27 protein-coding genes are annotated in these 24,156 nt (G+C 65.1%); all 27 read left to right on the forward strand.

What is annotated here, in order from left to right:
- The first annotated feature begins 27 nt into the window (after positions 1-27).
- The 27 genes from H6935_01785 to H6935_01915 all read left to right on the forward strand — a co-directional run bounded on the left by H6935_01785 (position 28) and on the right by H6935_01915 (position 24,064).
- Positions 28-696 carry a hypothetical protein gene (locus tag H6935_01785; protein ID MCP5277075.1) on the forward strand — a complete coding sequence of 223 codons (669 nt, stop codon included), beginning with the start codon at positions 28-30 and terminating at the stop codon, positions 694-696.
- Positions 697-698: 2 nt separating this feature from the next.
- The gene (locus H6935_01790) at positions 699-1,211 is read left to right on the forward strand and encodes a hypothetical protein (protein ID MCP5277076.1); all 513 of its coding nucleotides are present in this window, start codon (positions 699-701) and stop codon (positions 1,209-1,211) included.
- Entirely contained in the window at positions 1,211-1,735 is a 525-nt protein-coding gene (locus tag H6935_01795) for a hypothetical protein (protein ID MCP5277077.1), read from the forward strand. Before H6935_01790 ends, H6935_01795 begins: the two co-directional genes overlap by 1 nt.
- Positions 1,732-2,220, forward strand: a complete 489-nt coding sequence (locus tag H6935_01800) for a hypothetical protein (protein MCP5277078.1) — start codon at positions 1,732-1,734, stop codon at positions 2,218-2,220. Before H6935_01795 ends, H6935_01800 begins: the two co-directional genes overlap by 4 nt.
- Before the next feature lie 56 nt (positions 2,221-2,276).
- Positions 2,277-4,175, forward strand: coding sequence for a type II secretion system protein D (locus tag H6935_01805; GenBank protein ID MCP5277079.1), 1,899 nt, complete (start codon positions 2,277-2,279; stop codon positions 4,173-4,175).
- On the forward strand, positions 4,172-4,657 hold the full coding sequence (locus H6935_01810) for a type II secretion system protein (protein ID MCP5277080.1): 486 nt from the start codon (positions 4,172-4,174) through the stop codon (positions 4,655-4,657). The genes H6935_01805 and H6935_01810 overlap by 4 nt, the downstream gene beginning before the upstream one ends.
- A 3-nt stretch (positions 4,658-4,660) precedes the next feature.
- The gene (locus H6935_01815) at positions 4,661-5,107 is read left to right on the forward strand and encodes a prepilin-type N-terminal cleavage/methylation domain-containing protein (protein MCP5277081.1); all 447 of its coding nucleotides are present in this window, start codon (positions 4,661-4,663) and stop codon (positions 5,105-5,107) included.
- A 2-nt stretch (positions 5,108-5,109) separates the two neighbouring features.
- The gene (locus H6935_01820) at positions 5,110-5,781 is read left to right on the forward strand and encodes a type II secretion system protein (GenBank protein ID MCP5277082.1); all 672 of its coding nucleotides are present in this window, start codon (positions 5,110-5,112) and stop codon (positions 5,779-5,781) included.
- A gap of 195 nt (positions 5,782-5,976) precedes the next feature.
- Entirely contained in the window at positions 5,977-6,978 is a 1,002-nt protein-coding gene (locus H6935_01825) for an AAA family ATPase (GenBank protein ID MCP5277083.1), read from the forward strand.
- 4 nt (positions 6,979-6,982) lie between these two features.
- Positions 6,983-7,882, forward strand: a complete 900-nt coding sequence (locus H6935_01830) for a DUF58 domain-containing protein (GenBank protein ID MCP5277084.1) — start codon at positions 6,983-6,985, stop codon at positions 7,880-7,882.
- A gap of 26 nt (positions 7,883-7,908) precedes the next feature.
- Positions 7,909-8,439, forward strand: coding sequence for a hypothetical protein (locus tag H6935_01835; protein ID MCP5277085.1), 531 nt, complete (start codon positions 7,909-7,911; stop codon positions 8,437-8,439).
- Positions 8,436-9,458 (forward strand): VWA domain-containing protein, encoded by a 1,023-nt coding sequence (locus H6935_01840; protein ID MCP5277086.1) that lies wholly within the window; start codon positions 8,436-8,438, stop codon positions 9,456-9,458. The genes H6935_01835 and H6935_01840 overlap by 4 nt, the downstream gene beginning before the upstream one ends.
- 83 nt (positions 9,459-9,541) lie before the next feature.
- A complete protein-coding gene (locus H6935_01845) occupies positions 9,542-10,516 on the forward strand; it encodes a VWA domain-containing protein (protein MCP5277087.1) in 975 nt (324 codons plus the stop codon).
- On the forward strand, positions 10,513-11,292 hold the full coding sequence (locus H6935_01850; GenBank protein MCP5277088.1) for a hypothetical protein: 780 nt from the start codon (positions 10,513-10,515) through the stop codon (positions 11,290-11,292). The genes H6935_01845 and H6935_01850 overlap by 4 nt, the downstream gene beginning before the upstream one ends.
- A 4-nt stretch (positions 11,293-11,296) precedes the next feature.
- Positions 11,297-12,658: a BatD family protein gene (locus H6935_01855; GenBank protein ID MCP5277089.1), complete on the forward strand. Its 1,362-nt coding sequence runs from the start codon at positions 11,297-11,299 to the stop codon at positions 12,656-12,658.
- Positions 12,659-12,808: 150 nt separating this feature from the next.
- The gene (locus tag H6935_01860; protein ID MCP5277090.1) at positions 12,809-13,777 is read left to right on the forward strand and encodes a methyltransferase domain-containing protein; all 969 of its coding nucleotides are present in this window, start codon (positions 12,809-12,811) and stop codon (positions 13,775-13,777) included.
- A gap of 77 nt (positions 13,778-13,854) precedes the next feature.
- Positions 13,855-14,553 carry a hypothetical protein gene (locus H6935_01865; protein ID MCP5277091.1) on the forward strand — a complete coding sequence of 233 codons (699 nt, stop codon included), beginning with the start codon at positions 13,855-13,857 and terminating at the stop codon, positions 14,551-14,553.
- 19 nt (positions 14,554-14,572) lie between these two features.
- Positions 14,573-15,748, forward strand: coding sequence for a terpene cyclase/mutase family protein (locus H6935_01870; GenBank protein ID MCP5277092.1), 1,176 nt, complete (start codon positions 14,573-14,575; stop codon positions 15,746-15,748).
- A 69-nt stretch (positions 15,749-15,817) separates the two neighbouring features.
- The gene (locus H6935_01875; protein MCP5277093.1) at positions 15,818-17,023 is read left to right on the forward strand and encodes a 3-dehydroquinate synthase; all 1,206 of its coding nucleotides are present in this window, start codon (positions 15,818-15,820) and stop codon (positions 17,021-17,023) included.
- 1 nt (position 17,024) lies between these two features.
- Positions 17,025-17,690 carry a VTT domain-containing protein gene (locus H6935_01880; protein MCP5277094.1) on the forward strand — a complete coding sequence of 222 codons (666 nt, stop codon included), beginning with the start codon at positions 17,025-17,027 and terminating at the stop codon, positions 17,688-17,690.
- A 37-nt stretch (positions 17,691-17,727) separates the two neighbouring features.
- Entirely contained in the window at positions 17,728-18,585 is an 858-nt protein-coding gene (locus tag H6935_01885) for an EboA domain-containing protein (protein MCP5277095.1), read from the forward strand.
- Between the two features lie 54 nt (positions 18,586-18,639).
- Positions 18,640-19,563, forward strand: coding sequence for a TatD family hydrolase (locus tag H6935_01890; GenBank protein MCP5277096.1), 924 nt, complete (start codon positions 18,640-18,642; stop codon positions 19,561-19,563).
- A gap of 138 nt (positions 19,564-19,701) precedes the next feature.
- Positions 19,702-19,983, forward strand: a complete 282-nt coding sequence (locus H6935_01895) for a hypothetical protein (protein ID MCP5277097.1) — start codon at positions 19,702-19,704, stop codon at positions 19,981-19,983.
- Positions 19,980-20,783, forward strand: coding sequence for a TatD family hydrolase (locus H6935_01900; protein ID MCP5277098.1), 804 nt, complete (start codon positions 19,980-19,982; stop codon positions 20,781-20,783). The genes H6935_01895 and H6935_01900 overlap by 4 nt, the downstream gene beginning before the upstream one ends.
- A gap of 18 nt (positions 20,784-20,801) precedes the next feature.
- Positions 20,802-21,911: a metabolite traffic protein EboE gene (gene eboE / locus H6935_01905; GenBank protein ID MCP5277099.1), complete on the forward strand. Its 1,110-nt coding sequence runs from the start codon at positions 20,802-20,804 to the stop codon at positions 21,909-21,911.
- Between the two features lie 43 nt (positions 21,912-21,954).
- Complete coding sequence (locus H6935_01910; protein ID MCP5277100.1) at positions 21,955-23,325, forward strand: alkaline phosphatase family protein; 1,371 nt, start codon at positions 21,955-21,957, stop codon at positions 23,323-23,325.
- Between the two features lie 7 nt (positions 23,326-23,332).
- A complete protein-coding gene (locus tag H6935_01915) occupies positions 23,333-24,064 on the forward strand; it encodes a UbiA family prenyltransferase (protein MCP5277101.1) in 732 nt (243 codons plus the stop codon).
- Positions 24,065-24,156 lie beyond the last annotated feature (92 nt).

The following is a 24,156-nucleotide window of genomic DNA, read 5'->3' on the forward strand; positions in this document are numbered from 1 at the left end:
ACAGGCAGGCGCTTGCAGGAGGCTGCGGTGGCTGATCCCGGCTGGAACGGAGCCCTCAAGGCTCTGGCGGAACTGCTTGCGGCCGGTCGTCCCGATGCCCGCGCCCGGGTGGTGCTGTCCCACCATTTCGCCCCCGTTTATCTTCTGCCGGCCACACCGGTCAGGTTGTCACATGCTGAGTTGCTGGGCTGGGCCCGTGAACGCCTGGTGTCCCAGTTCGGCGAGTCCGCCCGGAACTGGCAGCTGGTGGCCCAGGCTGAGCCCCCAGGGGACCCCTTTCTGGTCAGTACCCTGCCACCGGAGCGCCTATCCGAACTCGATGCGGTGTTGGCAACCGCCGGCGTGCGAGCCATCGGCCTGCAACCATGGCTGGCCGTGGCCTGCAATCGGTACCGGGCCTCCCTTGGGCGTGGTACAGCCTGGCTGGCCCTGGCCGAACCAGGCCGGCTGACCCTGGCACGCATGCAGGGCGGGCGGTTCCGCGCCCTGAGGTCCGCCCTGACCGGTCCTGACCCGGTTCGGGACCTGGCCGACATGATGGCCAGGGAATCCTTGCTGGAGGCGGAAGGCACACAAGGCCCTGTCTGGCTTTCAAACATGCATGTCCCCGGCAGCTGGCAAGCCCTGGCCGGCAGGATCGAACTGCGCCAATTGGGCCCGGCCGAGCAAGGCATGGCCGCCATGCTGGGAACTTGACCATGCGCTACGTGGATCTGGATTTTCTGCACCCGCGCCCACGCCCTTCCCTGGCGGCCTGGGTTTTGCTGGCCGTCGGCATCGGGCTTGCGGCCATGGTCTTCTTTCAACATCAGGCCCTGGACGGAAACATTGCCCGGGAGGAGGGGCTCGCCCGAAAACTCAAGGCTGACACCGCACAGGCCAGCAGAAGTGGCAGGAAGGCCGGCGTCAGCCAGCAGGTCACCGCGGCTGAAGTCAAGGCTCGCCTGACTACGCCCTGGGGCGCACTTCTTGACAAGCTGGAACGCACCAGCCGCGGGAAAATCGCCCTGCTGTCCCTGGAAGCGGACGACCGGCGCAGGGAGGCAAGCATTACCGCCGAGGCACGAAGCGCCGAGGACATGCTGGCCTACCTGGAGCAACTGAAGCAGGAGGCCGGCATGGATGGTGTCGTGCTTTCCAGCCACAAGATACTGGAAGAGGATGCGCAGCGACCCATTCGCTTCGTTCTCCGCCTGGAATGGAGACGCTGATGTCACGCCTGGCGGATCGCATGTTTTTCCATGTCCTTTCTCTGGGGCGGGTGGGCGCCTTGGGGGCTCTGCTCGTGGTCGGTGCCCTGCTGGCGGACGCCGGACTGCTGCGGCCCATGGAACAACGGCTGGATGCCCTGGTCACTGGCAACCAGCGTGCCATGCTCGTGCCGACCGAGGCTCGACGCCTCCTCCCGGCGTCGAGCGAGGGCGAACGCCCGGCCCTTGAACCGGAGGCTGACGAAGCCCTGCGCCGTATTTTCAACGCAGCCGATGCGGCCGGCATCGAACTGGCACGGGGCGATTACCGTCTGGTCCATGAGACTGGTGTCGGCTATCGCACTTACCAGTTCACTTTGCCCTTGTCCGGCGACTATCCCGCAATCCGCGAGTTTGTCGCGGGTCTGCTTGCCGAGGAACCGGCCCTTTCCCTGAACAGCCTGCTGGTGCGCCGCGACAGCATCGAGACGCCTCAACTTGAGGCGACCCTGCGCTTCACCCTGTATCTGGAGGCCGGGGCATGAACAAGCGTATGCGCTGGCTTCTGCTGGTTCTTGCTGCCGTGTTGCTGGCAAGCCTCTGGCCCCATGGCGGGGAAGAGGAAACAGAGGTCGTGGAAGCGGCCAAGCGCCAGTCTCCCCGGGTTGCGACAAGCGGCCCGGCTCTTCCCGTTGCCAAGCCGGTCGCTTCGGCTGCCCGCGACCTTGGCCCCATGAAGGCGAATCTTTTCCCCGTCCAATCCTGGAAACCTCCGCCCCCCAAACCCCCGCCCGTTGTGGCCATGCCCCCACCGCGCCCGTCCCCCCCGCCCATGCCCTTCCGTTTCATGGGCCGCTGGGTGGAACCCGATGGCTTGGTGGTGTTCCTGACCCAGGGAGAGACCGTCCTCCTGGCTCGCAAGGGGGACACCCTGGCCGGATCATGGCGGGTCGATGAAATTACCCAGGGCCAAATGAACATGACCTATCTGCCCCTGAACATGCAACAAACCTTGAGGATCGTCCCATGAACTCGAGCCTGACCATGCAACGCCCGCGAGCAAGTCTTGTCAGGAGCGGTGTCTTGATGGCCCTGGCGACACTGATCGCATTTGGCTGCGCTTCAGACAAGGCCTTCCGGGAAGGCGAACGCCTGATCAATGAAGGCAAGACCGAGGCAGGCCTGCAGCAACTGGAACAGGCCGTGAAGGAGCAACCCAAGAACCTGGGGTACCGGGCTGCCCTGTTGCGCAGCAGGGAGGCCCATGTGGGACGTCTCCTCGCCCAGGGCCAGGGCGCCCTGCAGGCTGGAAACCTGGACGAGGCCGAGGGACTGTTCCGCGAAGTGCTTCGGGTGCATCGGGAGAACCAGCGAGCCCCCGCCGGGCTTGCCGCCGTGGAAGCTGCCAGGCGGAGCAAGGGCATGCTTGCCGAGGCCGGAGCCGCCCTGAAGAACGGGGATTTCGAAACGTCCCGAAACCTGAGTCGCAGCGTCCTGGCCCAGGCGCCGGAACATGCCGAGGCCAAGGCACTGCTCAAGGAAGTGGAGGAAAAGGCCGGCAGGCCCGCGGGCGTGGTCATGCCCCAACTGGCGGCCGCCCTGCGCCGTCCCGTCACCCTGGAATTCCGCGAAGCCACCTTGAAGGGCGTATTCGAGGCCCTGTCGCGGCAGTCCGGCCTGAATTTCGTGTTCGACAAGGACGTGCGCGTGGACCAGCGCACCACGGTGTTCGCCCGGGACACCGCCATCGTGGACGCCCTGGACATGATCCTGGCAACCAGCCAGCTGGCCCGCAAGGTCCTCAACGCCAACACCCTGATCATCTATCCCAACATCCCCGCCAAGCAGAAGGAATACCAGGACCTGGTGGTGAAAAGCTTCTTCCTTTCCAACGCCGACGCCAAGCAGGCCCTGGTCATGATCAAGACCATCGCCAGGGTGCGGGACGTGTTCGTGGACGAGCGCCTCAACATGATCATGGTGCGGGACACCCCAGAATCGGTGCGGTTGGTGGAGCGGCTTGTGAACCTGGCGGATCGCCCCGAGGCCGAGGTGATGCTGGAGGTGGAGGTCATGGAGGTGAAACGTTCGACCCTGCAGGAAATGGGGGTGCAGTGGCCAAACCAGCTCAGCCTGTTGAGCAAGCAGGCCCTGACTTCCAACATTCTCGATTCCTCGGGCAATACCATCGCGTCCACCACGACTTACACGGATGTGCCCCTGACCCTGGACCTGTTGCGCAGGATCAACTCGAAGACCACGGCCATCAGTCCGGCTCCGGGCGTGGTCGCGCGTGGAGAGGATGGCGACGTCAATCTTCTGGCCAACCCCCGCATCCGCGTGAAGAACAAGGAAAAGGCCAAGATCCACATTGGCGACAAGGTGCCGGTGATCACTTCCAACGTCACCTCCACCGGCGTCACCTCTGAGTCCGTCTCCTACCTGGACGTGGGCCTCAAGCTGGACGTGGAGCCCCAGGTGCAACTGCAGGGGGATGTCTCCATCAAGGTGGGCATGGAAGTGTCCAACATCGTGCGCGAGGTCAAGAGCGGCACCGGCACGCTCACCTACCAGCTGGGCAGCCGCAACGCCACCACCGTGCTGCGCCTGAAGGATGGCGAGACCCAGGTGCTGGCGGGCCTGATCTCGGACGAGGACCGGGCCGGGGTCAGCAAGATGCCCGGCCTGGGGGACCTGCCCCTGCTCGGCAGGTTGTTCTCCAGCCACCGTGACGAAAAGAACAAGACTGAGATCGTGCTCCTCATCACCCCCCGCATCATTCGCAACGTGGAACGGCCCTCCCTGCAGGACGGCGAGTTCTTCGCCGGCACGGACGGCAACGCGTCCGACCAGCCCCTGCGGCTGCGCCCTGCCAGCCGCATGCCAGGCCTGCCTGCCGTACCCCAGCCGGGACGGCCACCGGTGGATGCCAACGAGCCCGAGCCCCAGATACCTGGCCAGGAGGAGCGGCAGGAGGCGCAATGAGAAACCTGGGCCGGGTGGAGCGGGGCTTCACCCTCGTGGAGTTGATCATCACGGTGGCCATCGTGGGCATCCTCGCCTTGCTCAGCATGCCTTTGCTGGAAGTGGCCAGCACGCGACAGAAGGAAGCCGAATTGCGCACGGCCTTGCGGCAGCTCCGCACCGCCATCGATGCCTATCACCAGGCGGTGCTGGACAAGCGCGTCGAGTCTCCCGCGGACGCATCCGGCTATCCTCCACGACTGGAGCTTCTGGTGGAAGGCGTGCCGGACATCACCCACCCGGAACGTCGCAACCTTTATTTCCTGCGCCGCTTGCCCAGGGATCCCTTTTCCCCGGACCGGGAGGCCACGGCCGGGGAGACCTGGGGAAAGCGCAGTTATGCCAGCGCCCCGGATGAGCCCATGGAGGGCGAAGACGTCTACGACGTGTTTTCCCTGTCGGAAAGGGTGGGACTGAACGGCGTGCCCTACAGGCAATGGTGAGTCATGAATAACATCGGAAAGTGGGCAGTGGGCGGTGGGCAGCAGCGGAGTCGCCGGTCCAAGGATCTGGATGCGGACCGCGGCCGGGCAGCCGGCTTTACCCTGGTGGAGCTGCTGGTGGTGCTGGCCATCGTCGCCACCCTGCTGAGCCTGGCCGTGCCGCGCTATTTCCAGCACGTGGACCGCTCCAAGGAAGCTGTCCTCAGGGAAAATCTGGCCACCATGCGGGACGCCATCGACCAGTACCACGCGGACGTCGGCCAGTGGCCCGGCAGCCTGGATAGCCTGGTGGAGCGCCGCTATCTGCGCGCCCTCCCAAAGGACCCCGTCACGGAAAGCGATCAGACCTGGCAGGAAGTGGCTCCCGAGGACGGCACCGAAGGCATCCGCGACGTGCGCAGCGGCGCGGAGGGCACCGCCCTGGACGGCAGCCCCTACGCCGATTGGTAGCCATGTTGCCCCAGCGAGAGTCGGGTTTCACCCTGTTGGGGCTCCTCTTCCTGATGATGGTGCTGGGCATCGCCCTGGCGGCGGTGGGTACCGTATGGGAGACCGCCGCCCGAAGGGAGAAGGAGGCCGAGCTGCTGTTCGTGGGAGACCAGTATCGCCGGGCCCTGGAGAGCTATTACCGGGCTACGCCCGGGCAGGCAAAACGCTACCCTGCGTCGCTTTCAGACCTGGTCAAGGACAACCGCTTCCCCAATGCGGTACGCCACCTGCGCCGTCTTTATCGCGACCCCATGACCCAAGGCGAGCAATGGGGCGAGGTCAAGGAGGGTAACGAGATCGTCGGCGTCTATAGCCTGTCCATGGGCATTCCTCTGAAACAAGGGGGGTTTGCAAAGGATTACGCGGAGTTCGAGGAAAAGCAGAGTTATCTGGAATGGGTCTTCCTGGCCAGGAAGGATACGGCTGAGAGGGAAGTTCAGGACCAGGCTGCGGGACAGGGGGAGCAACGCAAGCTAAAGGAGTTGTCTCCCGAGGAGAAGCAGAAGTGCGCCGAAACCCGGGAAGCGTCGGTAGCCGTGTGCGAGGCGTCCTATCCCAACGAGCAGGACCCGGCTCGCCAACAATGCTTCGACGCGGCGAACCAGGAACACCTGCGCTGCGCCTATTTCAAATGAGGGTGCAAGCAGGATGCCTCGCTGTCTGAAGCCGCGGGGGCGGTTCCTGGTCTGCAACCCCCGGCCCATTGGCCTCCAGGTCGCATGAGCGCGGGGCAATGGTGTAATTCCCCTTGCCCATGGCACAGCACAAGGCCTTCTTTTATGCTTGCCCCATTCTCTGGTTGCGCCAGGCCAGGGATATTCGACGACACCATGCATCAGGAGACCAGGCAATTGGATAATCCCATCAAGGAGACCAAAGGGGAACAGGAACTGGTCCAGCGCGTCGTGGCCGCCATGGAAGGGGTCATCGTTGGCCAGAAGTACCTCATCGAGCGCATCCTGGTGGCCTTGCTCACCAACGGGCACATCCTCATCGAAGGCGTGCCGGGCCTGGCCAAGACCAAGGTGGTCAAGAGCCTGGCCCAATTGATCGACGCCCGCTTCCAGCGCATCCAGTTCACGCCGGACCTGCTGCCCGCGGACCTCATCGGCACCCTGATATACAACCCCCGGGACGGTGCCTTCACCACCCGCAAGGGCCCCATCTTCGCCAACATCGTCCTGGCCGACGAAATCAACCGGGCCCCGGCCAAGGTGCATAGCGCCCTGCTGGAGGCCATGGAGGAACGCCAGGTGACCATCGGCGACGCCTGTTATGGCCTGGACGAGCCGTTCCTGGTGCTGGCCACCCAGAACCCCATCGAGCAGGAAGGTACCTATCCCCTGCCCGAGGCGCAGATGGACCGCTTCATGCTCAAGATCGCCATCACCTATCCGTCCCGGGATGAGGAGCGGGAGATCATGCGCCGCTCCGGTCGCATCAGCGCAAGCGAGGCACTGCGGCCCCTGGTCCATCCGGATGACATCGTGCGCATGCGCGCCCTGGTGGAAGCCGTCTATCTGGACGAAAAAATCGAGCAATACATCATCGACCTGGTGTTTGCCACCAGGGACCCCGGGGCCTGCGGGTTCGCCGACCTGGCGCCGTTCATCACCTATGGCGCCTCGCCCCGGGCGAGCATCAACCTGATGCTGGCTTCCCGGGCCCTGGCCTTCCTGCGCGGCCGTGGCTATGTGGTACCCCAGGACATCAAGGACATCGCGCCCGACATCCTGCGCCATCGCATCATCACCAGCTACGAGGCCGACGCACAGGGGGTGACGGTGGAAGCCATCATCGCCCGCCTGCTGGCCGAGACCGAGGTGCCCTGAGGCGATGTTCCCGCGCGATCCTGCTGCGCCCGCCTGGCCGGCCGCGGAGTTGCGCCGCCTGGAAATCCTTTCCGCGCGGCTGGTGACCAGCCTCTTCGCCGGGGAGTACCGCAGCGTCTTCCGTGGACGCGGCATCGAATTCGAGGAGGTGCGCGAGTATCAGCCGGGAGACGACGTCCGCAGCATCGACTGGAACGTCACTGCCCGGGCCGGCAGGCCCTTCATCAAGCAGTACGTGGAGGAGAGAGAGATGTCGGTCATGCTGCTTCTCGACCAGTCCGCGTCCCTGAACTGCGCCACGCCGAGGCGCGGAAAAAGCCGGGTCGCGGCGGAGGTCTGTGCCCTCCTGTCCTTCGCCGCCGCACGCAGCCATGACCGGGTGGGCATGATGACTTTCACGGACCGGGTGGAGCGTTATGTTCCCCCGGGAAAGGGAATGCGGCATGCCCAGCGCCTCATGGCCGAGGTGCTGGTCCGTACCCCCACGGGACAGGGCACCGACCTGGCCCTGGCCCTGGACTATCTGGAACGCGTGCTTCGGCGCAGCAGCACGCTGTTCATCATTTCCGATTTCCTCGCTGGAGATTTCCGCCTGCCCCTGGCCGCCGCCGCAAGGAGGCATGACGTCGTGGCGGTTTCCATAACGGATGCCCTGGACGAGGCCTTGCCGGATGTAGGCCTGATGCGCGTGGCGGATGCTGAGACTGGCAGGCTGCGCCTGATAGACACGTCTGCCCCCCGGGTGCGGAAAGCCTTCCGGGAGCAGGCCATGGCACGGCGGCAGTCCTTGCGCCAGGCCCTGGCCTCGGCCGGCGTGGAACTCTTGTCCATGGACACGGCCACATCGACGGCGCAGACCCTCGTTCGTTTCTTCCAGGGCCGCAGGCAGCGGCTCAGCCGCTGATGTTGTTTCGCCCGGGACTCCCTACCTTGCTGTTCCTCGCTTCGCCGGCCCTGGCGGATCAAGCCTTGCTGCGGGATGTCCGAGGCCCCGTTCCCGTGGAGAGTATGCCGCCTTTCCTGCTGACTGCCGGTGTCCTGCTGCTGGCTGTGCTGCTGTACCGGGTGCTGCGCCGCAAGCCGGAAGATGCCCAGGGCAATCCAACCTCGCCGCCGCCCGATCCCGCTCCCGTGGACAGGCTTGAAAGGTTGTTGGAGGAACATCGCCTGGGTCGTTGTACGGATGTCTTTCTGGTACTCGGTCTCGACGCGTGGGTACGCGATGCCCTGGATGCCAGCCAGGGCATACCTGCCCGGCGGTTGACGTCGGTGGAAGTGATGCAGCGCTCCGGTAAGGCCATGGCTGCCGCCCCGAATGCCCTGGACTCCCTGGAACGGTTGTTCGGACTGGGCGACCGGGTCAAGTTCGGCGCCCATCCGCCTTGCCCTGAAGAAGTGCGGGAGGCTCTTGCCGCGGCCTTGGTCCTGGGACGTGCCCTGGCAGAAAGAGAGCCCGCGTGAGGTTCCATGACCCACATTGGCTATTGCTGTTGCTGCTCCTGGTTCCCTGGGGGCTCCATCTGCGCGGGCGGGAAGGCAGGGGGGACGCCCTGGCCATGGCGGACGGCGCCCTCCTGTGTACGCTGCCGGACACGCCCCGCGCTCGCCTGGCTCGCCATCTGCCCTATTTACGCCTGTTGTGGGTGGCCCTGGCGGTCTTGGCCCTTGCCCGGCCCCAGGCGGTGGTACAGGAGTCCACCGTACACGGCAAAGGCGTGGACCTGGTCATCGCCCTGGACCTTTCCACCAGCATGCTGGCCGAGGATTCCCAAGCATCCCCTCCCAGGAAGAACCGGCTGGCCATGGCCAAGGAGGTGGTTTCCGGTTTTCTCGGGGGGCGTCCTGGAGACCGGATCGGGCTTGTGGCCTTCGCGGCCCGACCCTACCCGGCCGCGCCCATGACCCTGGACCATGCCTGGCTGCGCGACGCCACCCTGGGGCTGCAGGCCGGTGCCATCGAGGATGGGACCGCCCTGGGGGAAGCCATCCTTGCGGCGTTGAACCGCCTGCGGGGCCCGTCGGGCAACGCTGTTCGACAAGACATATCCAGGAGCCAGGCGATCATCCTGATCACCGACGGCCGCAGCAACACGGGCCCGACCACGCCGCAACTTGCCGCCCAGGCGGCCAGGACCCTGGGCATCCGCGTCCACACCATCGGTATCGGCTCCCGGGGCCAATCCCTCATCCCCATGGAAAACCCCCTCGGAGGCACGCTTTACAGGACGGTCGGTGCGGACCTGGACGAAGCAACATTGCGGGAGATCGCCACCGCCACAGGCGGCGCCTATTTCCGGGCGGATGACCGGGACAGCCTGGAGAAGGTGTTCCGGGAAATCGATCGCCTCGAAAAACGTCCCATGGAGCACAAGCGCTACTACGCCTTTCAGGAACTGTTCCCCCTGCTGCTCGCCGTTTCCCTGGCGGCATGGGCTTTGGAACTGGCCTTGGGCGCCACCCTGTTACGCAGGGTACCCTGAGATGAAACAGGGTCCAGGGTTTCTACGTTCGATGCCCCTCGAGGGGGGGGCAGTATGGTCAGGGCGGCGAGGGCCGTACTGATATGCACTGGGCTGCCCCCCACTTTGCCTGGTTCCTGTTGCTGGCCCTGCCCGTGGCTGTCCTGATGCGTCGCGCCGGCCACAGGCGGGCTCAGGCACTGCAACAGCTCAGGGGGCCAGGGGAAGCCATGTCCGGAAAGGATCGGGTCCGTCCAGGAATGGGCCTCGCCCTTCGGATGGTCGCCTTCCTGCTGCTCGTCGCCGCCCTGTGCCGCCCTCAATGGGGTCAGGAGGTCACTGAACAATCCAGCCGGGGGGTGGACATACTCATCGCCCTGGATGTGTCCCGCAGCATGCTGGCCGACGACCAGCACCCCGACCGCCTGACGGTGGCAAAGCGGGCCGTGTTCGACCTCCTGCCCCGGCTGCGCGGCGACCGCATCGGCCTCATCGCCTTCGCCGGCAGTGCATTCCTGGTGTGCCCCCTGACCAGCGACTACGCCACCTTTGCCGAGATGCTTGGGGAGGTCGGACCGGGCACGATACCCCTGGGCGGCACCTCCCTGGCCAGCGCCCTCGGCGAGGCCAGGCGGGTTTTTGGCGACCGTGCCGGTGGAGGTAGGGTCCTGGTGTTGATCACCGATGGCGAAGACCACGGAGAGCATGTCGACTTGCCCGCTGCCCTGCCAGCCAGGGGTGTCGTGGTCCATGCCTTGGCGGCCGGAACTCGGGATGGGGGCCTGATTCCCGTCCCGGGGGGCGGCTTCCTCAAGAGCAGGGAAGGGGAAATCGTGAAAAGCCGGCCAAGCACCAGCCAGCTACAGTCCCTGGCCGCTGCCGGCGGCGGCCGCCTGTGGGAACTGGCTGCCGATCCCCGGGCCCTGCAGACCCTCTATGAACGGGACCTGGGCGCCCTGGCCAGGCAGGACTTCAGCCGAAGCAGGCAGCAATGGGTGGAACGCTTCCAGATCCCCCTGGCGCTGGCGGTCCTGCTGCTATTCGCGGAACCGCTGATTGCGTTGCGACGCCGGACATGAAGCGCCGAATTGCCCTCTTCGTGCTGATCCCGGCCTTTCTGGCCGCGCTGCTTCTTGCCCTGCGCCAGGATCTCGCCAGCCTGGCCCAGCGCAAGGTAGAACAGCACCTTCGTGCAGGCGAAATGGAGCGAGCCCGGACCGCACTCCTTCAGGCTGCTGCCCTGGGGGTCGACGCTGCGTCCCTCCGCTACAATCTCGGCGTCACCTATTACCGCAACGGACAATATGCCCCGGCCCAAAGGGAGTTCGACGCCGCCATGGCCCAGGCGGGACCGAAGCTGATGCCGGCATTGCTCTACAACCGCGGCAACAGCCTGTTCCGCCAGGCCGAGCAGGCCGCCTCAAGGGACAAGATCGCTGCCCTGGGTCTTTTCCAAGCGGCCATCTCGGACTACGTCAAAGCCCTTGCCATGACGCCGGAGGCGACGGACGTCCGCAGCAACCTCGGTTTGGCCAGGGAACGCGTGCAGGCATTGGGCGGGCAACAACAAAAGGAACAGGCGCCACGGAGCGGTCCAAAGCAGGCCGATACGCGTGAGAAAGCGTCTGGAACCGAATCCCGTTCCGGCGCCCCCGCCAGCCCGGCCCAGTCCAGGGCAGAGGGCGATCCCGAGGCCAGCAAGGACCTGTCAGCCAGCGGCAGGACGCGAAAGCGGCTGGGCCAGGCTGAAGTGGAACGAATGCTGAACGATGCCCGCGGCCGGGACTTGCCGGCGGGTACGCTGCATGGCGGCGGTGATCCGGGCAGGCTGTCCAGGCCGGACAGGGATTGGTGAACCCATGACCGGAAATACCTTCAGCTCCGCCAGGCTGGCGCTCCTTGTTTTCCTGCTAGGTTTGCATGTTCCCCACCACGCCGGCGGTGCTGCCCTGGAAGCATCGGACTCGACGGTCAGTGGCCCGACGCTGGACTTGCGTCTTGGCAGGGACCGGGCCTATCCCGGTGAAGATATCGAGGTCACCGTCACGCTGGTGGTGGGCCAGGAACCGCTTCGCAACGTCCAATACCCGACCCTGGCAGGTACGGGGTACAGGCTTTCCGAGTTCGGGCCGCCAAGGCAGAAAGCCCTCGAGCATGAAGGCAGGACCCTGGACGCCCAGGAGTTCGTTGCGCGCCTGACGCCTTCAAGGAGCGGCGACTATCAGGTCGGTCCTGCCACCCTGAAGGCGGAGGTCCTCCTGCCAGGGTCCGGTGCTGCGGCCTTCTTTGGCAACAACGAGCCGACGCCCCTGAAGCTGGAGTCCCCGTCCGCCAACCTGCATGTGCTGCCCCTGCCTCGGGAGGGCAGACCTGCTGGCTTCACGGGTGCGATCGGGCGATTCACCTTGGACCGGCAGGTCAACCCCGGTGAAGTCCAGAGGGGAGACCCCCTCACGGTAACGACCGTGATTCGCGGAGAGGGAAATATCGAAGCCTTTGCCTGTCCCAAACTGGAGCTCCACGGCGTGCGGTCCTACCCGCCTCGGTCACGGCGCACGGCGGAATCCCTTTCCTGTGAGCAAGTGCTGGTGGCCGAAGCTGCATCCGGACTGACTGTGCCAGCCACGGCCATCAGCTTCTTCGACCCCCGCACCGGGAGGTACCGGATGGTTTCCGCCGATGCCGTGCAGGTTCCTGTCAGGCCCCCCCGGGTTGCTCAGCCCGCCACGCCGGCCAGCGCATTGCCCGAGCAGGACGCGAGACCGAATCAGGCTGTTACAGACCGAACGGACTTCTTCACCTGGGCTGCGCTGCTTTGCACGGGCTTGCTGATGTGTCTGGGCGTTTATGGCTGGATGCGGAAGCGCCCGGTCACGGACGTGGCCCAGACAGGGCACGCAAATGCCCATCCACCGCCCCGTGATTGGCTTGCGGAAGCCAGGGATGCGCTGGTGGCCGAGGATCCTGAACGGTTCCACAGGGCAGCTTTCAGGGCATTGCAAGGCCACCTGGGCGCAAGCATCGGGCTCGCGCCGGGGGGCATAACCGGGGACATCGTGGACCTGGTGTTGCGGGACGTCGGCATGGAGGAGCCTCTGCTGGGCCAGTGCAAGTCCCTGTTCGATGTCTGTGACCGGGAGCGCTACGCCCCCCGTGCCGACAGGAAAGGAGGCCTGGATGAGACGTATCGTCTGCTGCAGGAGGTCGTGGGCAAGGGCTGAAGTGTCGGAATAGTTTTCGCATGATGGGCCATGCATGGCTTCCTGCAGGGCGAAACTCAGGTAAAACGGGCCTTGGCGGTCCATGGTGTGAATATTGCTTGGAGGAAATCGATGGAGAAAAAATTGCCTAACCCTGAACGCATCATTGGCATGACGAGTGCCTTTTTCGACTCCTGCGTCCTTTTTACGGCGTCGGACCTGGGAATTTTCGCCAAGCTGGCAGAACTCGGCCCGTCCGAAGCGGGTGGCCTGGCCTCAGCCCTGGGCCTGGATCCCCGGGGAACGAGTCTTTTGCTGGATGCCTGTGTCGCCCTGGACCTGTTGCGGAAAGAGGGGAACAGCTATTCCAATACGCCCGAAAGCGGGATTTTCCTGGTGCCGGGGTCGCCGGGAGACCTGTCCGCCGCCATCCGCTATAACCGTGACGTCTATCCGGCATGGGGAAAACTCGCCACTTTCGTCAAGAATGGCACGCCCGTGGAGAAGCCGGAGTTCCACCTGGGTGAGGACCCGGAGCGCACGCGCACCTTCGTCCTGTCCATGCATCACCGGGCCCTGGCCATCGGTCGCTCCGTCCTGGGGGAACTGCAATTGGACGGCCGCAAGACTCTGCTGGACATCGGCGGCGGTCCGGGGACCTATTCGGTGCTGATCGCCCAGGCCTACCCGGAGATGGCCTGCACCGTGCTCGATCTGCCCGACGTGGTGAAGGTGGCCCAGGAACTCATTCACAAGCAAGGGTATGCCGAAAGGGTGAAAACCCTGGCAGGGGACTATCGCACCACCCCCTTCCCCGGAGGCAATGACGTCATCAACTTCTTCGGCATGATGCATCAGGAATCGCCCCAGAGCATCCGCAGCCTGCTGAAGAAGGCCTATGACGCCCTCAACCCCGGGGGCGTCGTCCACGTCATGGACCTCATGACGGACGCCTCCCACACCAGGCCGAAATTCAGCGCCCTGTTCGCCGTCAACATGGCTCTAACGACCGAGAACGGGTGGGTGTTCGCGGAGACGGAGTTGATCGAATGGATGCAGGAGGCCGGTTTCACCGATTGCCAGGTGAAGCCGTTGCCACCACCCATGCCCCACAGTTTCGCCTTCGCACGCAAGCCTTGAGGATGGAGTCGGAAATGCAAGAGAAGCGCCCATTTCCCCAGAGTCACGCAGTTAACGGTCAAAATTAGAGGGTAGACATGAAATTGAAATTCGGAGTTTCCCTGGCCAAGTTGCTGGTCGTTCCATGTATGGCTGCCCTTGCCGGGTCTTCCGCTGCTGCGGATACGTATATTCCCCAGGCCGACCCCGCGCCCGCGGCGATCGAGAAAGTGGGGGAGGGCCGGTTCCGCCTGGGCGACATCGTCATCGACAAGAAAAGTCGTTCCATCACCTTTCCCGCCCAGGTCAACCAGGACAAGGGCATGCTCGAGTACCTCATCGTGCACCGCAAGGGAAAGACCCACGAAAGCCTGCTGAACACCCGGGTGGAGGGGTACGACCTGCAGGTCGCCTTCCTCCTGCTGGGCTACGAAGGCAGTGAAAAAAAACTGGCTGGCCAGGGTGATCCGTCCTTGCCCCAGGGGGACGCCATCAGGATCGTCATCCGCCAGAAGGACGGAGCGGAATTGCCGGCGGAAAAGTGGCTGATCAACAAGTTCCCTGAAGGGGACAAGGATGTCGGGCCCATGAAATGGGTCTATACGGGTTCCTTCAGCTGGCAAGGGCGGTTCCAGGCCCAGGATTCCGGCTCCTTCGCCGCCATCTGGCACGACCCCGTCGCGCTGATCGACAACGCCTCGCCGGGGGGAGAAAGCAACAGAATATGGTTCGTTAAGGAAGGCACGGTGCCCGCCGTCGGCACGCCGGTGGATGTGGTCGTTGTTCCCGTCAAGTAATGCGCTTTGGAGAGAATGAATGAACAAGCTGGCTTCTTTATTCCTTGTGGCAAGTCTGGGCATCCTGCCCTTGGCATCCCACGCCGCCAACAACAAGGTAGTCACCGGTTCCAAACCGGACATATCCCTGCGCAACGAGGTGGAGCACGCCATCGGCAAGGGCTTGACCTGGCTTGCCAACAAGCAGCAGCCGGGGGGGTACTGGGCCCAGACCGAGCACCCCGCCCTCACCGCCATGATCCTGACGGCGTTCCAGGGGGACCCATCCGGCTTCTACAAGCGCAAGTACGAGCAGAACATCAAGCTGGGCTACGACTACCTGGTGAGCAACGTGAAGCCGGACGGCAGCATCTACGTCAAGGACCTGCCGAACTACAACACCGCCCTGTCCATGCTGGCGTTTGTCGTTGCCAACAACGCCGCCTATGAGCCCATCCTGAAGAACGGGCGCAAGTTCCTCATCAGCCAGCAGGACGACTTCGGCAACAAGGGCATGGGCGACCATCCCCTGGACGGCGGCATGGGCTACAGCGGCAGCTACCAGCACTCGGACATCAACAACACCACCACCGCCCTGGAGGCGCTTTACTACACCCGATATCTCAAGAGCGACGTTGCCAATGATCCGGAAGCCAAGGATCTGAACTGGAAGGCCGTCACCCAGTTCATTTCCCGCACCCAGAACCTCCAGGGCACCAACGACCAGCCCTGGGCCAGCAACGACGCCCAGAACAAGGGCGGGTTCATCTATTTCCCCGAGAACAGCATGGCCGGCCAGGACACGCTGCCCGACGGCAAGGTGGTTTACCGTTCCTACGGCAGCGCCAGCTACAACGGCCTGCTGAGCCTCACTTATTCCCAGGTGGACGTGAAGGACCCCCGCGTGAAGGGGGTGCTGGAGTGGATCAACCGCAATTTCAACCTGGAAGAAAACCCCGGCATGGGCCAGGCGGGCCTGTTCTTCTACTACCACACCCTGGCCAAGGGACTGAGCGTCGCCGGCATCGACAAGCTCCCCCTCAAGAACGGTCAATCCGTCAAGTGGCGGCCGGCCCTGGCCAAGCGCCTGCTGGACCTGCAAGGCAGCGACGGATCCTGGATCAACCACCAGAACGGACGATTCTGGGAGCGGGATCCTCACCTGGCGACCACCCATGCCGTCACCGCCCTGGAGATCATCTATCGCGGCCTTTGATTCACTGGAGCCACGGGGGGCCTGCCCAGAGGCCGCCCGCGTGATCCTCGAAGCCAGCCCGGAGGCAACATGACCACGATCCATCAACGCTTCAGCGTCAACTTTTCCTACCCCGTCGTCTTCACGGATGATGTCTTCTCTGCCCACAACACCGCCCTGGTGGACGTTATCCGCCAGGGCGGTCGGCCCCACAACAAGGCGCTGGTGGTCATCGACAGCGAGGTGGCCGCGCTTACGCCCGGGCTCCTGGAGCGGATCAGCCGCTACGGCGATGCCCACAAGGAAGTGCTGGAATTCGTGGCGCCCCCCTTTCTCGTCAGGGGCGGGGAGGTCTGCAAGCACGAACCCCACGAGGTGGGCCGCATCCATGCGCTGGTGGAACGCCACAAGGTCTGCCGGCATTCCTACATCATCGCCATTGGCGGCGGGGCGGTGCTGGATGCGGTGGGCTATGCCGCGGCCACGGCCCACCGGGGCGTACGCCTGATCCGGATGCCCACCACGGTGCTGGCCCAGAACGACGCCGGCATCGGCGTCAAGAACGGCGTCAACGCCTTCGGGCGCAAGAACTTCCTTGGCACCTTCGCGCCGCCTTTCGCCGTCGTCAATGATTCGGCCTTCCTGGAAACCTTGCCCGCCCGGGACAAGCGAGCTGGCATTGCCGAGGCAGTGAAAGTGGCCCTGATCCGTGACCGGGCGTTCTTCGATCAGATGTACCGGGACCGGGAGGCATTGTCCAGCTTCGTCCACAAGCCCATGCGGCACATGATCCAGCGTTGCGCCGAACTGCATCTGGAACACATCGGCCAGGGTGGCGACCCTTTCGAATTCGGCTCCTCCCGCCCCCTGGACTTCGGCCACTGGCTGGCACACAAGCTGGAGGAACTCTCCCGGAGCGAGGTCAAGCACGGCGAGGCCGTCGCCATTGGCATCGCCCTGGACTCCATGTATTCCCATCATCTCGGGTTGCTGGGGGAACTGGATCTCCGCCGCATCATGACCTTGCTGGAGACCCTGGGCTTCAGCCTCTACCACCCGGCCCTGTCCTGGCTCGAGGTGGAAAGGGCGCTGGACGAGTTCCGCGAACACCTGGGCGGTGACCTGTCCATCCCCCTCCTGGAGGGCATCGGCTGCAAGGTGGAAGCCCACGAGATCGATGTGGCGCTGATGAAGCGTTGCATCGCCCAACTGGCTGACCGCCCCGGTCCCAACCAATGGAGCGAGACCCTCCATGAGCCCCCCAAGAGCCTGAGAATGACGGGGGAGGGCGCTTGAAGTGTTTCTGCCCCTGACCCGGAGCTTGTCGCCCCGGGGCAAGCTGGCAGTGGTCCTGGTGGTGCTGGCGGCGGCGATCATCCTCCCCTTCGTGGTCTGGGGGGAACAGATCGAACGGCTTGCGCCATCCCTGCTGGGCAGCGGGGACACGGCGCTGCTCGTGGCGGCGGTGGGCATCGCCCTCCTGACCGTTGACCTGGCCCTGCCCATCCCCAGCAGCGTCGTGAGCATTTCCTTGTGCCTTTTCCTTGGCCCGCTCCTGGGGGGGGCGGCCATCGTCCTGGGCATGATGGGAGGCTTCGCCAGTGGTTACGTGCTGGGCAGGATGTTGTCCAGGGAGTCCCTCCGGCAGTGGGTGGGGCCCGAATTGTGGGATGACCTTGGCCGCAAGGCGGCCCGGTCAGCCCCGGTCTGGATCATGGTCTCGCGACCCGTGCCCGTGCTGGCGGAAGCCACCGCGGTGATTACCGGCAGCCTGGGGGTGCCTTTCAGGACAGCCATGCTGGCCGCGCTGTTGTCCTCCCTGGCGGTTGCCGGTTGCTACGCCACCGCCGTCATGATCGGGTACTCCGAGGGTGGCTTCGGCCTGGCCTTCTTGTCCAGCCTGGTTCTTGCGGGACTCCTTTGGACGTTGTCGAGGATATTGCGCCGCCGCGTCCATGCGTAGAATGCCCGGGGTTGCGAAAGACGAACAAGGGGACAAGATGCGTGATGCCGCAGTGGCTTTGCTGAAGGAGTGGATATTCCGCAGGCTAGACGGGAATACCCGGGACTGGCTTGCAAACCAGGCGGTCCGGGTGGCCGCGGAGCAAGGCAACGTGGCTTTGCACGTGGCCTTCGGCTTGGTGCCCAGGCGCCTTGGCAAAGGCATGCTGGACCTGACGCCGGATGAGGAACAGGCTGCCGACCGATGCATCGAAGGCTGGAAGCCGGGCACCTGGAGCCTGGTGGACGCGGGACGGATCCTGCTGCTGGCCGGCCTGCCGGAGAAAGACCCCGATTTCGCTCCCCGTTTCCGCACCCTGTGCCAGACGGCGGACCTGGCGGAGTCCATCTCACTGTACCGGGGCCTGCCCCTGTATCCAGTGCCAGAAAGCCTGGAACCCCAGGTAGGAGAGGGCCTGCGCACCAACATGCGCTCCGTGTTCGACGCCATCGCCCACCACAACCCCTATCCCATGCGGCATTTCGATGCCCACCGCTGGAACCACATGGTGCTGAAGGCGCTTTTCGTGGGTAGCCCCCTGGCTCCCATCGAGGGGCTCGACGCTCGCGCCAACGAGGAACTGGCCCGCATCATGCGGGATTTCGCTCATGAACGCTGGGCCGCCGGCCGCCAGGTGCCCCACGAGATCTGGCGCTGCGTGGGGCCCTTCGCCACCGGTGAGGCCCTGGACGACCTGGACCGGGTGCTGGCCACCGGTTCACCCCTGGAACGCAAGGCGGCCGCCATGGCCCTGGCCGCCAGTCCGGATCCGGGAGCGAAGGAGCGCTTGAACCGGCTCCCCGACCTGGCGCAGGATATTGCTTCTGGCAGGCTTTCCTGGGCCACATTGGCCTGACCCCGCAGGTAACCAACAACAACAGATGGCATTGACCGAGAGAGGCTGAGCATGATGTTCATCGACCCCCACGCCCACATGATTTCCCGCACAACGGACGATTACGAGGCCATGGCCGCGTCCGGGGTCGTGGCCGTCATAGAACCCGCCTTCTGGCTGGGCCAGCCCCGCACCAACGTGGGTTCCTACCTGGACTACCTTTCTTCCATCGTCGGCTTCGAGCGCTTCCGGGCCAGCCAGTTTGGCATCCGCCACTACTGCACCATCGGCCTCAACTCCAAGGAGGCCAACAACGAGGAACTGGCGGAGGGCGTGATGGAACTGATTCCGCGCTTCGCTTTGAAGGAAGGGGTGGTGGCCATCGGCGAGATCGGCTACGACGAGCAGACGGCCCTGGAGGACAAGTACTTCCGGCTCCAGCTGGAACTGGCCAAGGAACTGGACTTGCCGGTCATGATCCACACCCCCCACCGGGACAAGAAGAACGGCACCTCCCGCTCCATGGACGTCTGCATCGAGCACGGCGTGGACCCGGGCAAGGTGGTGGTGGACCACAACAACGAGGAGACCGTGCGGGAAGTCCTGGACCGGGGCTTCTGGGCGGGCTTCTCCATCTATCCCAGCACCAAGATGGGCAACGTGCGCATGGTGGAGATCCTGCGCAAGTACGGCGCGGAGCGTGTCATCGTCGATTCCGCCTGCGACTGGGGCATCTCCGAGGTCCTGGCGGTGGCCAAGACCGCCCAGCTGGCCATCCAGACCGGCATCCCCGCCGACCAGGTGCGGCTGGCCTGCTACCAGAACGCCCTGGACGTCTACGGGCAGAGCGGCCAGATGAAGGAGGAGGACTGGCTCAACCCCCAGGCCATCGACCAGCGTGCCCTTTACGAAGGCAATTCCATCCTGCGGGGCGGGCGCGAGCCGGTGGTGGGTTCGACCAAGGATCGCCGCAGCATGGATGACCTGATCATCGAGTGATCCCACCTGAACCTTTGCAAGACCACACCCTGCAGATTCTCGGAAATCAGCCGATATAGTTAATAGAGGGTGCCCAAGAGGGGCTCCCGAGCAAAATAACCATCCAGGAGTTCATTCATGAGCGGACCCTACGGCCCCATGCGGGCCATCGACATCCTCGACCTCTACTTCATCGAAAACCGATCCCGGATCATGGACATCGCTTCCTTCCTGGACCGCATCGACCGCTATGAAGGCGCCGAGGAGGCCAAGGCGGATTTCCGCTACCAGGCCTTCCTGCGCATCCTAGACATCACCCGGGAAGCCACCCAGGACCGGGCCAAGGCCGTGCAGGTCGCCCTCAGCGACCCCACCGCCGAGCCCCTGGAGAGCGCGGTGGGCATGAAGGCCTACGGCGCCTGGAAAGGAGCGGCGAAATGAAGGCCATCGACCCCCACATCCACATGATTTCCCGCACCACGGACGACTACATGCGGATGACCATCAGCGGCATCCACACCGTGGCCGAACCCGCCTTCTGGGCCGGCTACGACCGCGCCTCCGCGGCCTGCTTCCGGGACTACTTCCACCAGCTCACCGTGGTGGAACCCGCCCGGGCCGCCCGCTTCGGCGTCAAGCACTACTGCTGGCTCGGCCTCAACTCCAAGGAGTCCGAGGACCTGAAGCTGGCCGACGAGGTGCTGGCCATGATCCCCGAGTTCATCGATCGGCCCAACGTGCTGGGCTTCGGCGAAATCGGCCTGAACAAGAACAGCAAGAACGAGATGGCGGTGCTGGAGCGTCAGCTGGCCATGGCTGCCGAGCGCAACGACCTGGTGCTGATCCATACCCCCCACCTGGAGGACAAGCTCAAGGGCACCCGCATGATCATGGACATGATCCGCAACGAGTCCCGCCTGGACCCTTCCAGGGTGCTCATCGACCATGCCGAGGAGCACACCATCGGCGAGATCAAGGACCGGGGCTTCTGGTTCGGCATGACCCTGTACCCCAACTCCAAGGGCAGCCCGGAGCGGGCCATCGACGCCGTGGAGATCTACGGCACCGAGCGCCTGTGCATCAACTCCTCCGGCGACTGGAGCGTCAGCGACCCCCTGTCGATTCTCAAATGCGCCAACGAGATGCGTCGCCGGGGCCACCCGGAGTCCGCCGTCAACCAGGTGTTCTACGAGAATCCCAAGGGCTTCATGGGCCAGTGCCCCAAGTTCGTGGCGAATTGATCGCCCCCTGATCAGCCATTGATAACCTATTGCACCAACATCCACCCCGGCGAGGGCTGGGGGGATGTCTTCTCCGCCCTGCAGCGCCACATTCCCGCGGTGAAGGCGGCGTTCAGCCCGGATGCGGCCTTTCCCATCGGCCTGCGCCTGGCGGAGCGGGCGGCCCGGGAACTGGACGCGGCGGCGAACGCGGAGTTCACCGCCTGGCTCGCCCGGCAGGACTGCTTCGTGCCCACCCTGAATGGCTTTCCCTACGGTGCCTTCCACGGCCAGCGGGTCAAGGAGAACGTCTACCTGCCGGACTGGCGCGCCCCCGAGCGGGCCGTCTACACCCGGCGATTGGCAGACCTGCTGGCAGGCTGGCTGCCTGAGGGCGTCGAAGGGTCCATTTCCAGCGTGCCCCTGGGTTTCAAGGGCGCGGTGGGCTGGGCGGATATGCCTGCCTTCCGTGCCCGGCTCGAGTCGGTCCTGGCCCACCTGGCCGACATCCATGAGCGGCGGGACCGCCTCATCCGGCTGGCCCTGGAGCCCGAGCCGGGCTGTCTGCTGGAAACCACGGAGGAGGCGTGCCGCTTCTTCGCCGAACTGGACCTGCCGGGAACGCTGCGCCCCTACCTGGGCCTGTGCTACGACTGCTGCCACCAGGCGGTGGAATTCGAGGATCCCCGCGCGTCCCTGGCCCGCCTGGTGGACGCGGGCATTCACATCGCCAAGTTCCAGGTGTCATCGGCCCTGCGGGTGGACGGCGAGCACCGGGACCGGCTGCGTCCCTTCGACGAAGCCGTCTACCTGCACCAGGTGGTGGTCCGCAACCGGGACGGCAGCCTGGACCGCCATGCCGACCTGGGCGAGGCCCTGGCCCGCCGGGACCCGGGGGAGGAGTGGCGCTGCCATTTCCACGTGCCCATCTTCCTGTCCGGCACGGCAGATTACGGCACCACCCAGGATTTTCTCCTGGGCCTCCTCCCATTGCTGCCGGCCGATGCCCTGCTGGAGGTGGAGACCTATACCTGGGACGTGCTGCCGCCGGAACTGCGCAAGCAATCGGTGACGGATTCCATCGTGCGGGAACTGGATTGGCTGCGGGCGAGCCTGGACTTCCCCCGGACCCAGGGCTGGACTGGGTAGGCGCAATGCCCTCTAACGGACAATCCCCACAGGCATCCATCCCATGCATCGCACCGTAGTACTGAATGTAGTCGGCCTCACCCGGGACCTCCTGGAGCGGGGCCATACCCCCCGGCTCTCGGCCCTGCTGTCCCAGGGCGTGCCCATCCGCACCGTCACGCCGGCGGTGACCTGTTCCGTGCAGGCCACCTACCTCACGGGCAAGCTGCCCAGCGAGCATGGCATCGTCGGCAACGGATGGTATTTTCGCGACCTGGGGGAAGTCCTGTTCTGGCGCCAGTCCAACACCCTCATCCAGGGCGAAAAGGTCTGGCACGCCGCCCGCAGCCGGGACCCGGGCTGCACCGTGGCCAACACCTTCTGGTGGTATGCCATGAACACCGACGCCGATATCACCCTCACGCCCCGTCCCTTGTACCTGGCCGACGGCCGCAAGCTGCCCGACTGCTACAGCCAGCCGCCGGAGTTGAGGGAACGCTACAACCGGGCGTTCGGGCGCTTCCCCCTGTTCCAGTTCTGGGGGCCCGCCACCTCCATCGTCTCCAGCGAATGGATCGCCCGCTCCGCCATGGCCGTCGAGGACGAGTTCCGGCCCGGCCTGCAACTGGTGTACCTGCCCCACCTGGACTATTGCCTGCAGAAGGTGGGCCCGGACGGGGATCTCGCCTGGGATCTGGCCGAGATCGATGCCCTGTGCGGTCGTCTGCTGGATTACTTCCAGGAGCGGGGCTGTCGCGTCGTGGTGCTGTCCGAATACGGCATCACCCCCGTCAGCCGTCCCGTCCACCCCAACCGCATCCTGCGCGACGCCGGCCTGCTGGCACTGAAGGTGGACGAGGGCAGGGAATACCTGGACCCCATGGCCAGCCGGGCCTTCGCGGTCGCGGATCACCAGTTGTGCCACGTCTACGTGCGCGACCCCCGGGACATCCCCCGGGTCCAGGTCCTGTTCGCCCAGGTTCCGGGCGTGGAGCAGGTGCTGGACGGGGAGGGCAAGCGGGCCCTGGGACTGGCCCACGAGCGCGCCGGCGAAGTGGTGCTGGTGTCGGCAGCGGACGCCTGGTTCACCTATTACTGGTGGCTGGACGACGCCAGGGCGCCGGACTATGCCCGCACCGTGAACATCCACGCCAAGCCCGGCTACGACCCCTGCGAGCTGTTCCTGGACCCGGCCATCGCCCTGCCCAAGCTCAAGATCGCCGGCATCCTGCTGAAGAAGCTGCTGGGGTTCCGCTACCTGATGGACGTCATCCCCCTGGATGCCCGCCTGGTCAAGGGTTCCCACGGCCGTGTCACCGACAGCCCGGATGCCGGCCCGCTGTTCATGACCACGGCGCCCCACCTGCTGCAGGGCGATAGCCTGGCGGCCACCGGGGTGCGGGACCTGCTGCTGCGCCACCTCTTCGAACAGTGACCGGAGCATGCCTGGCGCCATGAGCCCCGCCCTGAACACCCTCAAGGCCTACCTGGACCTGTGCCGGGTCAGCAACCTGCCCACCGTCTGGACCAATGTGCTGGCGGCCATGTTGCTGGCCACGGGCAGCTTCATGCCAGGGGAATACCTGCTACTGGCCTTCGCCCTGTCCTGCTTCTATCTGGCGGGCATGAGCTTCAACGACCTGTGCGACCTGGAACACGACCGGCGTCACCGGCCCGGCAGGCCGCTGCCCTCCGGCCGCGTGACTATCCTGGGGGCACGCATGCTCACCCTGGCCCTGTTTGCCGGCGGTTTCCTGGCCCTGGCCCTGGCGCCACGGCCGTCGGGTCTCGTCGCAGGCCTGGCGCTGCTGGCCGCCATCGTCGCCTACGACCTGCGCCACAAGGGCAACCCTTTCAGCGTACTGCTCATGGCCGCCTGCCGGGGGCTGGTGTTCGTCGTCGTGGGCCTGGCCCTGACGGACACCCTGCAGCCCTTCCTGCTGTTGGGCGCCGGTGTGCAGTTCTCCTGGGTCGTGTTCGTCAGCCTGGCGGCCCGGCATGAGGGCCGGCGCGGCGTCCCCTATCCCTTTCCCCTGGTGCCCGCCCTCATCGCCGGCATCGCCCTGGTGGATGGACTGCTCCTGGCCGTCCTGGTGGCGCCCGCCTGGTTCGCTGCCGGCGTGGTGGGCGCGCTGCTGACCTGGGTCGGCCAGCGTTTCGTGCGGGGCGACTGACATGAACGTCCTTGACAATCCCTTGACACGGCGGAGCTGGTTGTCATTTTTCTGGCTGAGCATAATCGTTAAAGTAGTCCTGTAGTCCTGTA

Source organism: Thiobacillus sp. (assembly GCA_024235835.1).
Classification (GTDB): Bacteria; Pseudomonadota; Gammaproteobacteria; order Burkholderiales; family Thiobacillaceae; genus PFJX01.

Coding starts and splice junctions, on each gene's coding strand:
- H6935_01790 (MCP5277076.1), top strand. CDS start 699: ATGCGCTACGTGGATCTGGATTTTCTGCACCCGCGCCCACGCCCTTCC.
- H6935_01795 (MCP5277077.1), top strand. CDS start 1,211: ATGTCACGCCTGGCGGATCGCATGTTTTTCCATGTCCTTTCTCTGGGG.
- H6935_01800 (MCP5277078.1), top strand. CDS start 1,732: ATGAACAAGCGTATGCGCTGGCTTCTGCTGGTTCTTGCTGCCGTGTTG.
- H6935_01805 (MCP5277079.1), top strand. CDS start 2,277: ATGGCCCTGGCGACACTGATCGCATTTGGCTGCGCTTCAGACAAGGCC.
- H6935_01810 (MCP5277080.1), top strand. CDS start 4,172: ATGAGAAACCTGGGCCGGGTGGAGCGGGGCTTCACCCTCGTGGAGTTG.
- H6935_01815 (MCP5277081.1), top strand. CDS start 4,661: ATGAATAACATCGGAAAGTGGGCAGTGGGCGGTGGGCAGCAGCGGAGT.
- H6935_01820 (MCP5277082.1), top strand. CDS start 5,110: ATGTTGCCCCAGCGAGAGTCGGGTTTCACCCTGTTGGGGCTCCTCTTC.
- H6935_01825 (MCP5277083.1), top strand. CDS start 5,977: ATGCATCAGGAGACCAGGCAATTGGATAATCCCATCAAGGAGACCAAA.
- H6935_01830 (MCP5277084.1), top strand. CDS start 6,983: ATGTTCCCGCGCGATCCTGCTGCGCCCGCCTGGCCGGCCGCGGAGTTG.
- H6935_01845 (MCP5277087.1), top strand. CDS start 9,542: ATGCACTGGGCTGCCCCCCACTTTGCCTGGTTCCTGTTGCTGGCCCTG.
- H6935_01850 (MCP5277088.1), top strand. CDS start 10,513: ATGAAGCGCCGAATTGCCCTCTTCGTGCTGATCCCGGCCTTTCTGGCC.
- H6935_01855 (MCP5277089.1), top strand. CDS start 11,297: ATGACCGGAAATACCTTCAGCTCCGCCAGGCTGGCGCTCCTTGTTTTC.
- H6935_01860 (MCP5277090.1), top strand. CDS start 12,809: ATGACGAGTGCCTTTTTCGACTCCTGCGTCCTTTTTACGGCGTCGGAC.
- H6935_01865 (MCP5277091.1), top strand. CDS start 13,855: ATGAAATTGAAATTCGGAGTTTCCCTGGCCAAGTTGCTGGTCGTTCCA.
- H6935_01870 (MCP5277092.1), top strand. CDS start 14,573: ATGAACAAGCTGGCTTCTTTATTCCTTGTGGCAAGTCTGGGCATCCTG.
- H6935_01875 (MCP5277093.1), top strand. CDS start 15,818: ATGACCACGATCCATCAACGCTTCAGCGTCAACTTTTCCTACCCCGTC.
- H6935_01885 (MCP5277095.1), top strand. CDS start 17,728: ATGCGTGATGCCGCAGTGGCTTTGCTGAAGGAGTGGATATTCCGCAGG.
- H6935_01890 (MCP5277096.1), top strand. CDS start 18,640: ATGTTCATCGACCCCCACGCCCACATGATTTCCCGCACAACGGACGAT.
- H6935_01895 (MCP5277097.1), top strand. CDS start 19,702: ATGCGGGCCATCGACATCCTCGACCTCTACTTCATCGAAAACCGATCC.
- H6935_01900 (MCP5277098.1), top strand. CDS start 19,980: ATGAAGGCCATCGACCCCCACATCCACATGATTTCCCGCACCACGGAC.
- H6935_01910 (MCP5277100.1), top strand. CDS start 21,955: ATGCATCGCACCGTAGTACTGAATGTAGTCGGCCTCACCCGGGACCTC.
- H6935_01915 (MCP5277101.1), top strand. CDS start 23,333: ATGCCTGGCGCCATGAGCCCCGCCCTGAACACCCTCAAGGCCTACCTG.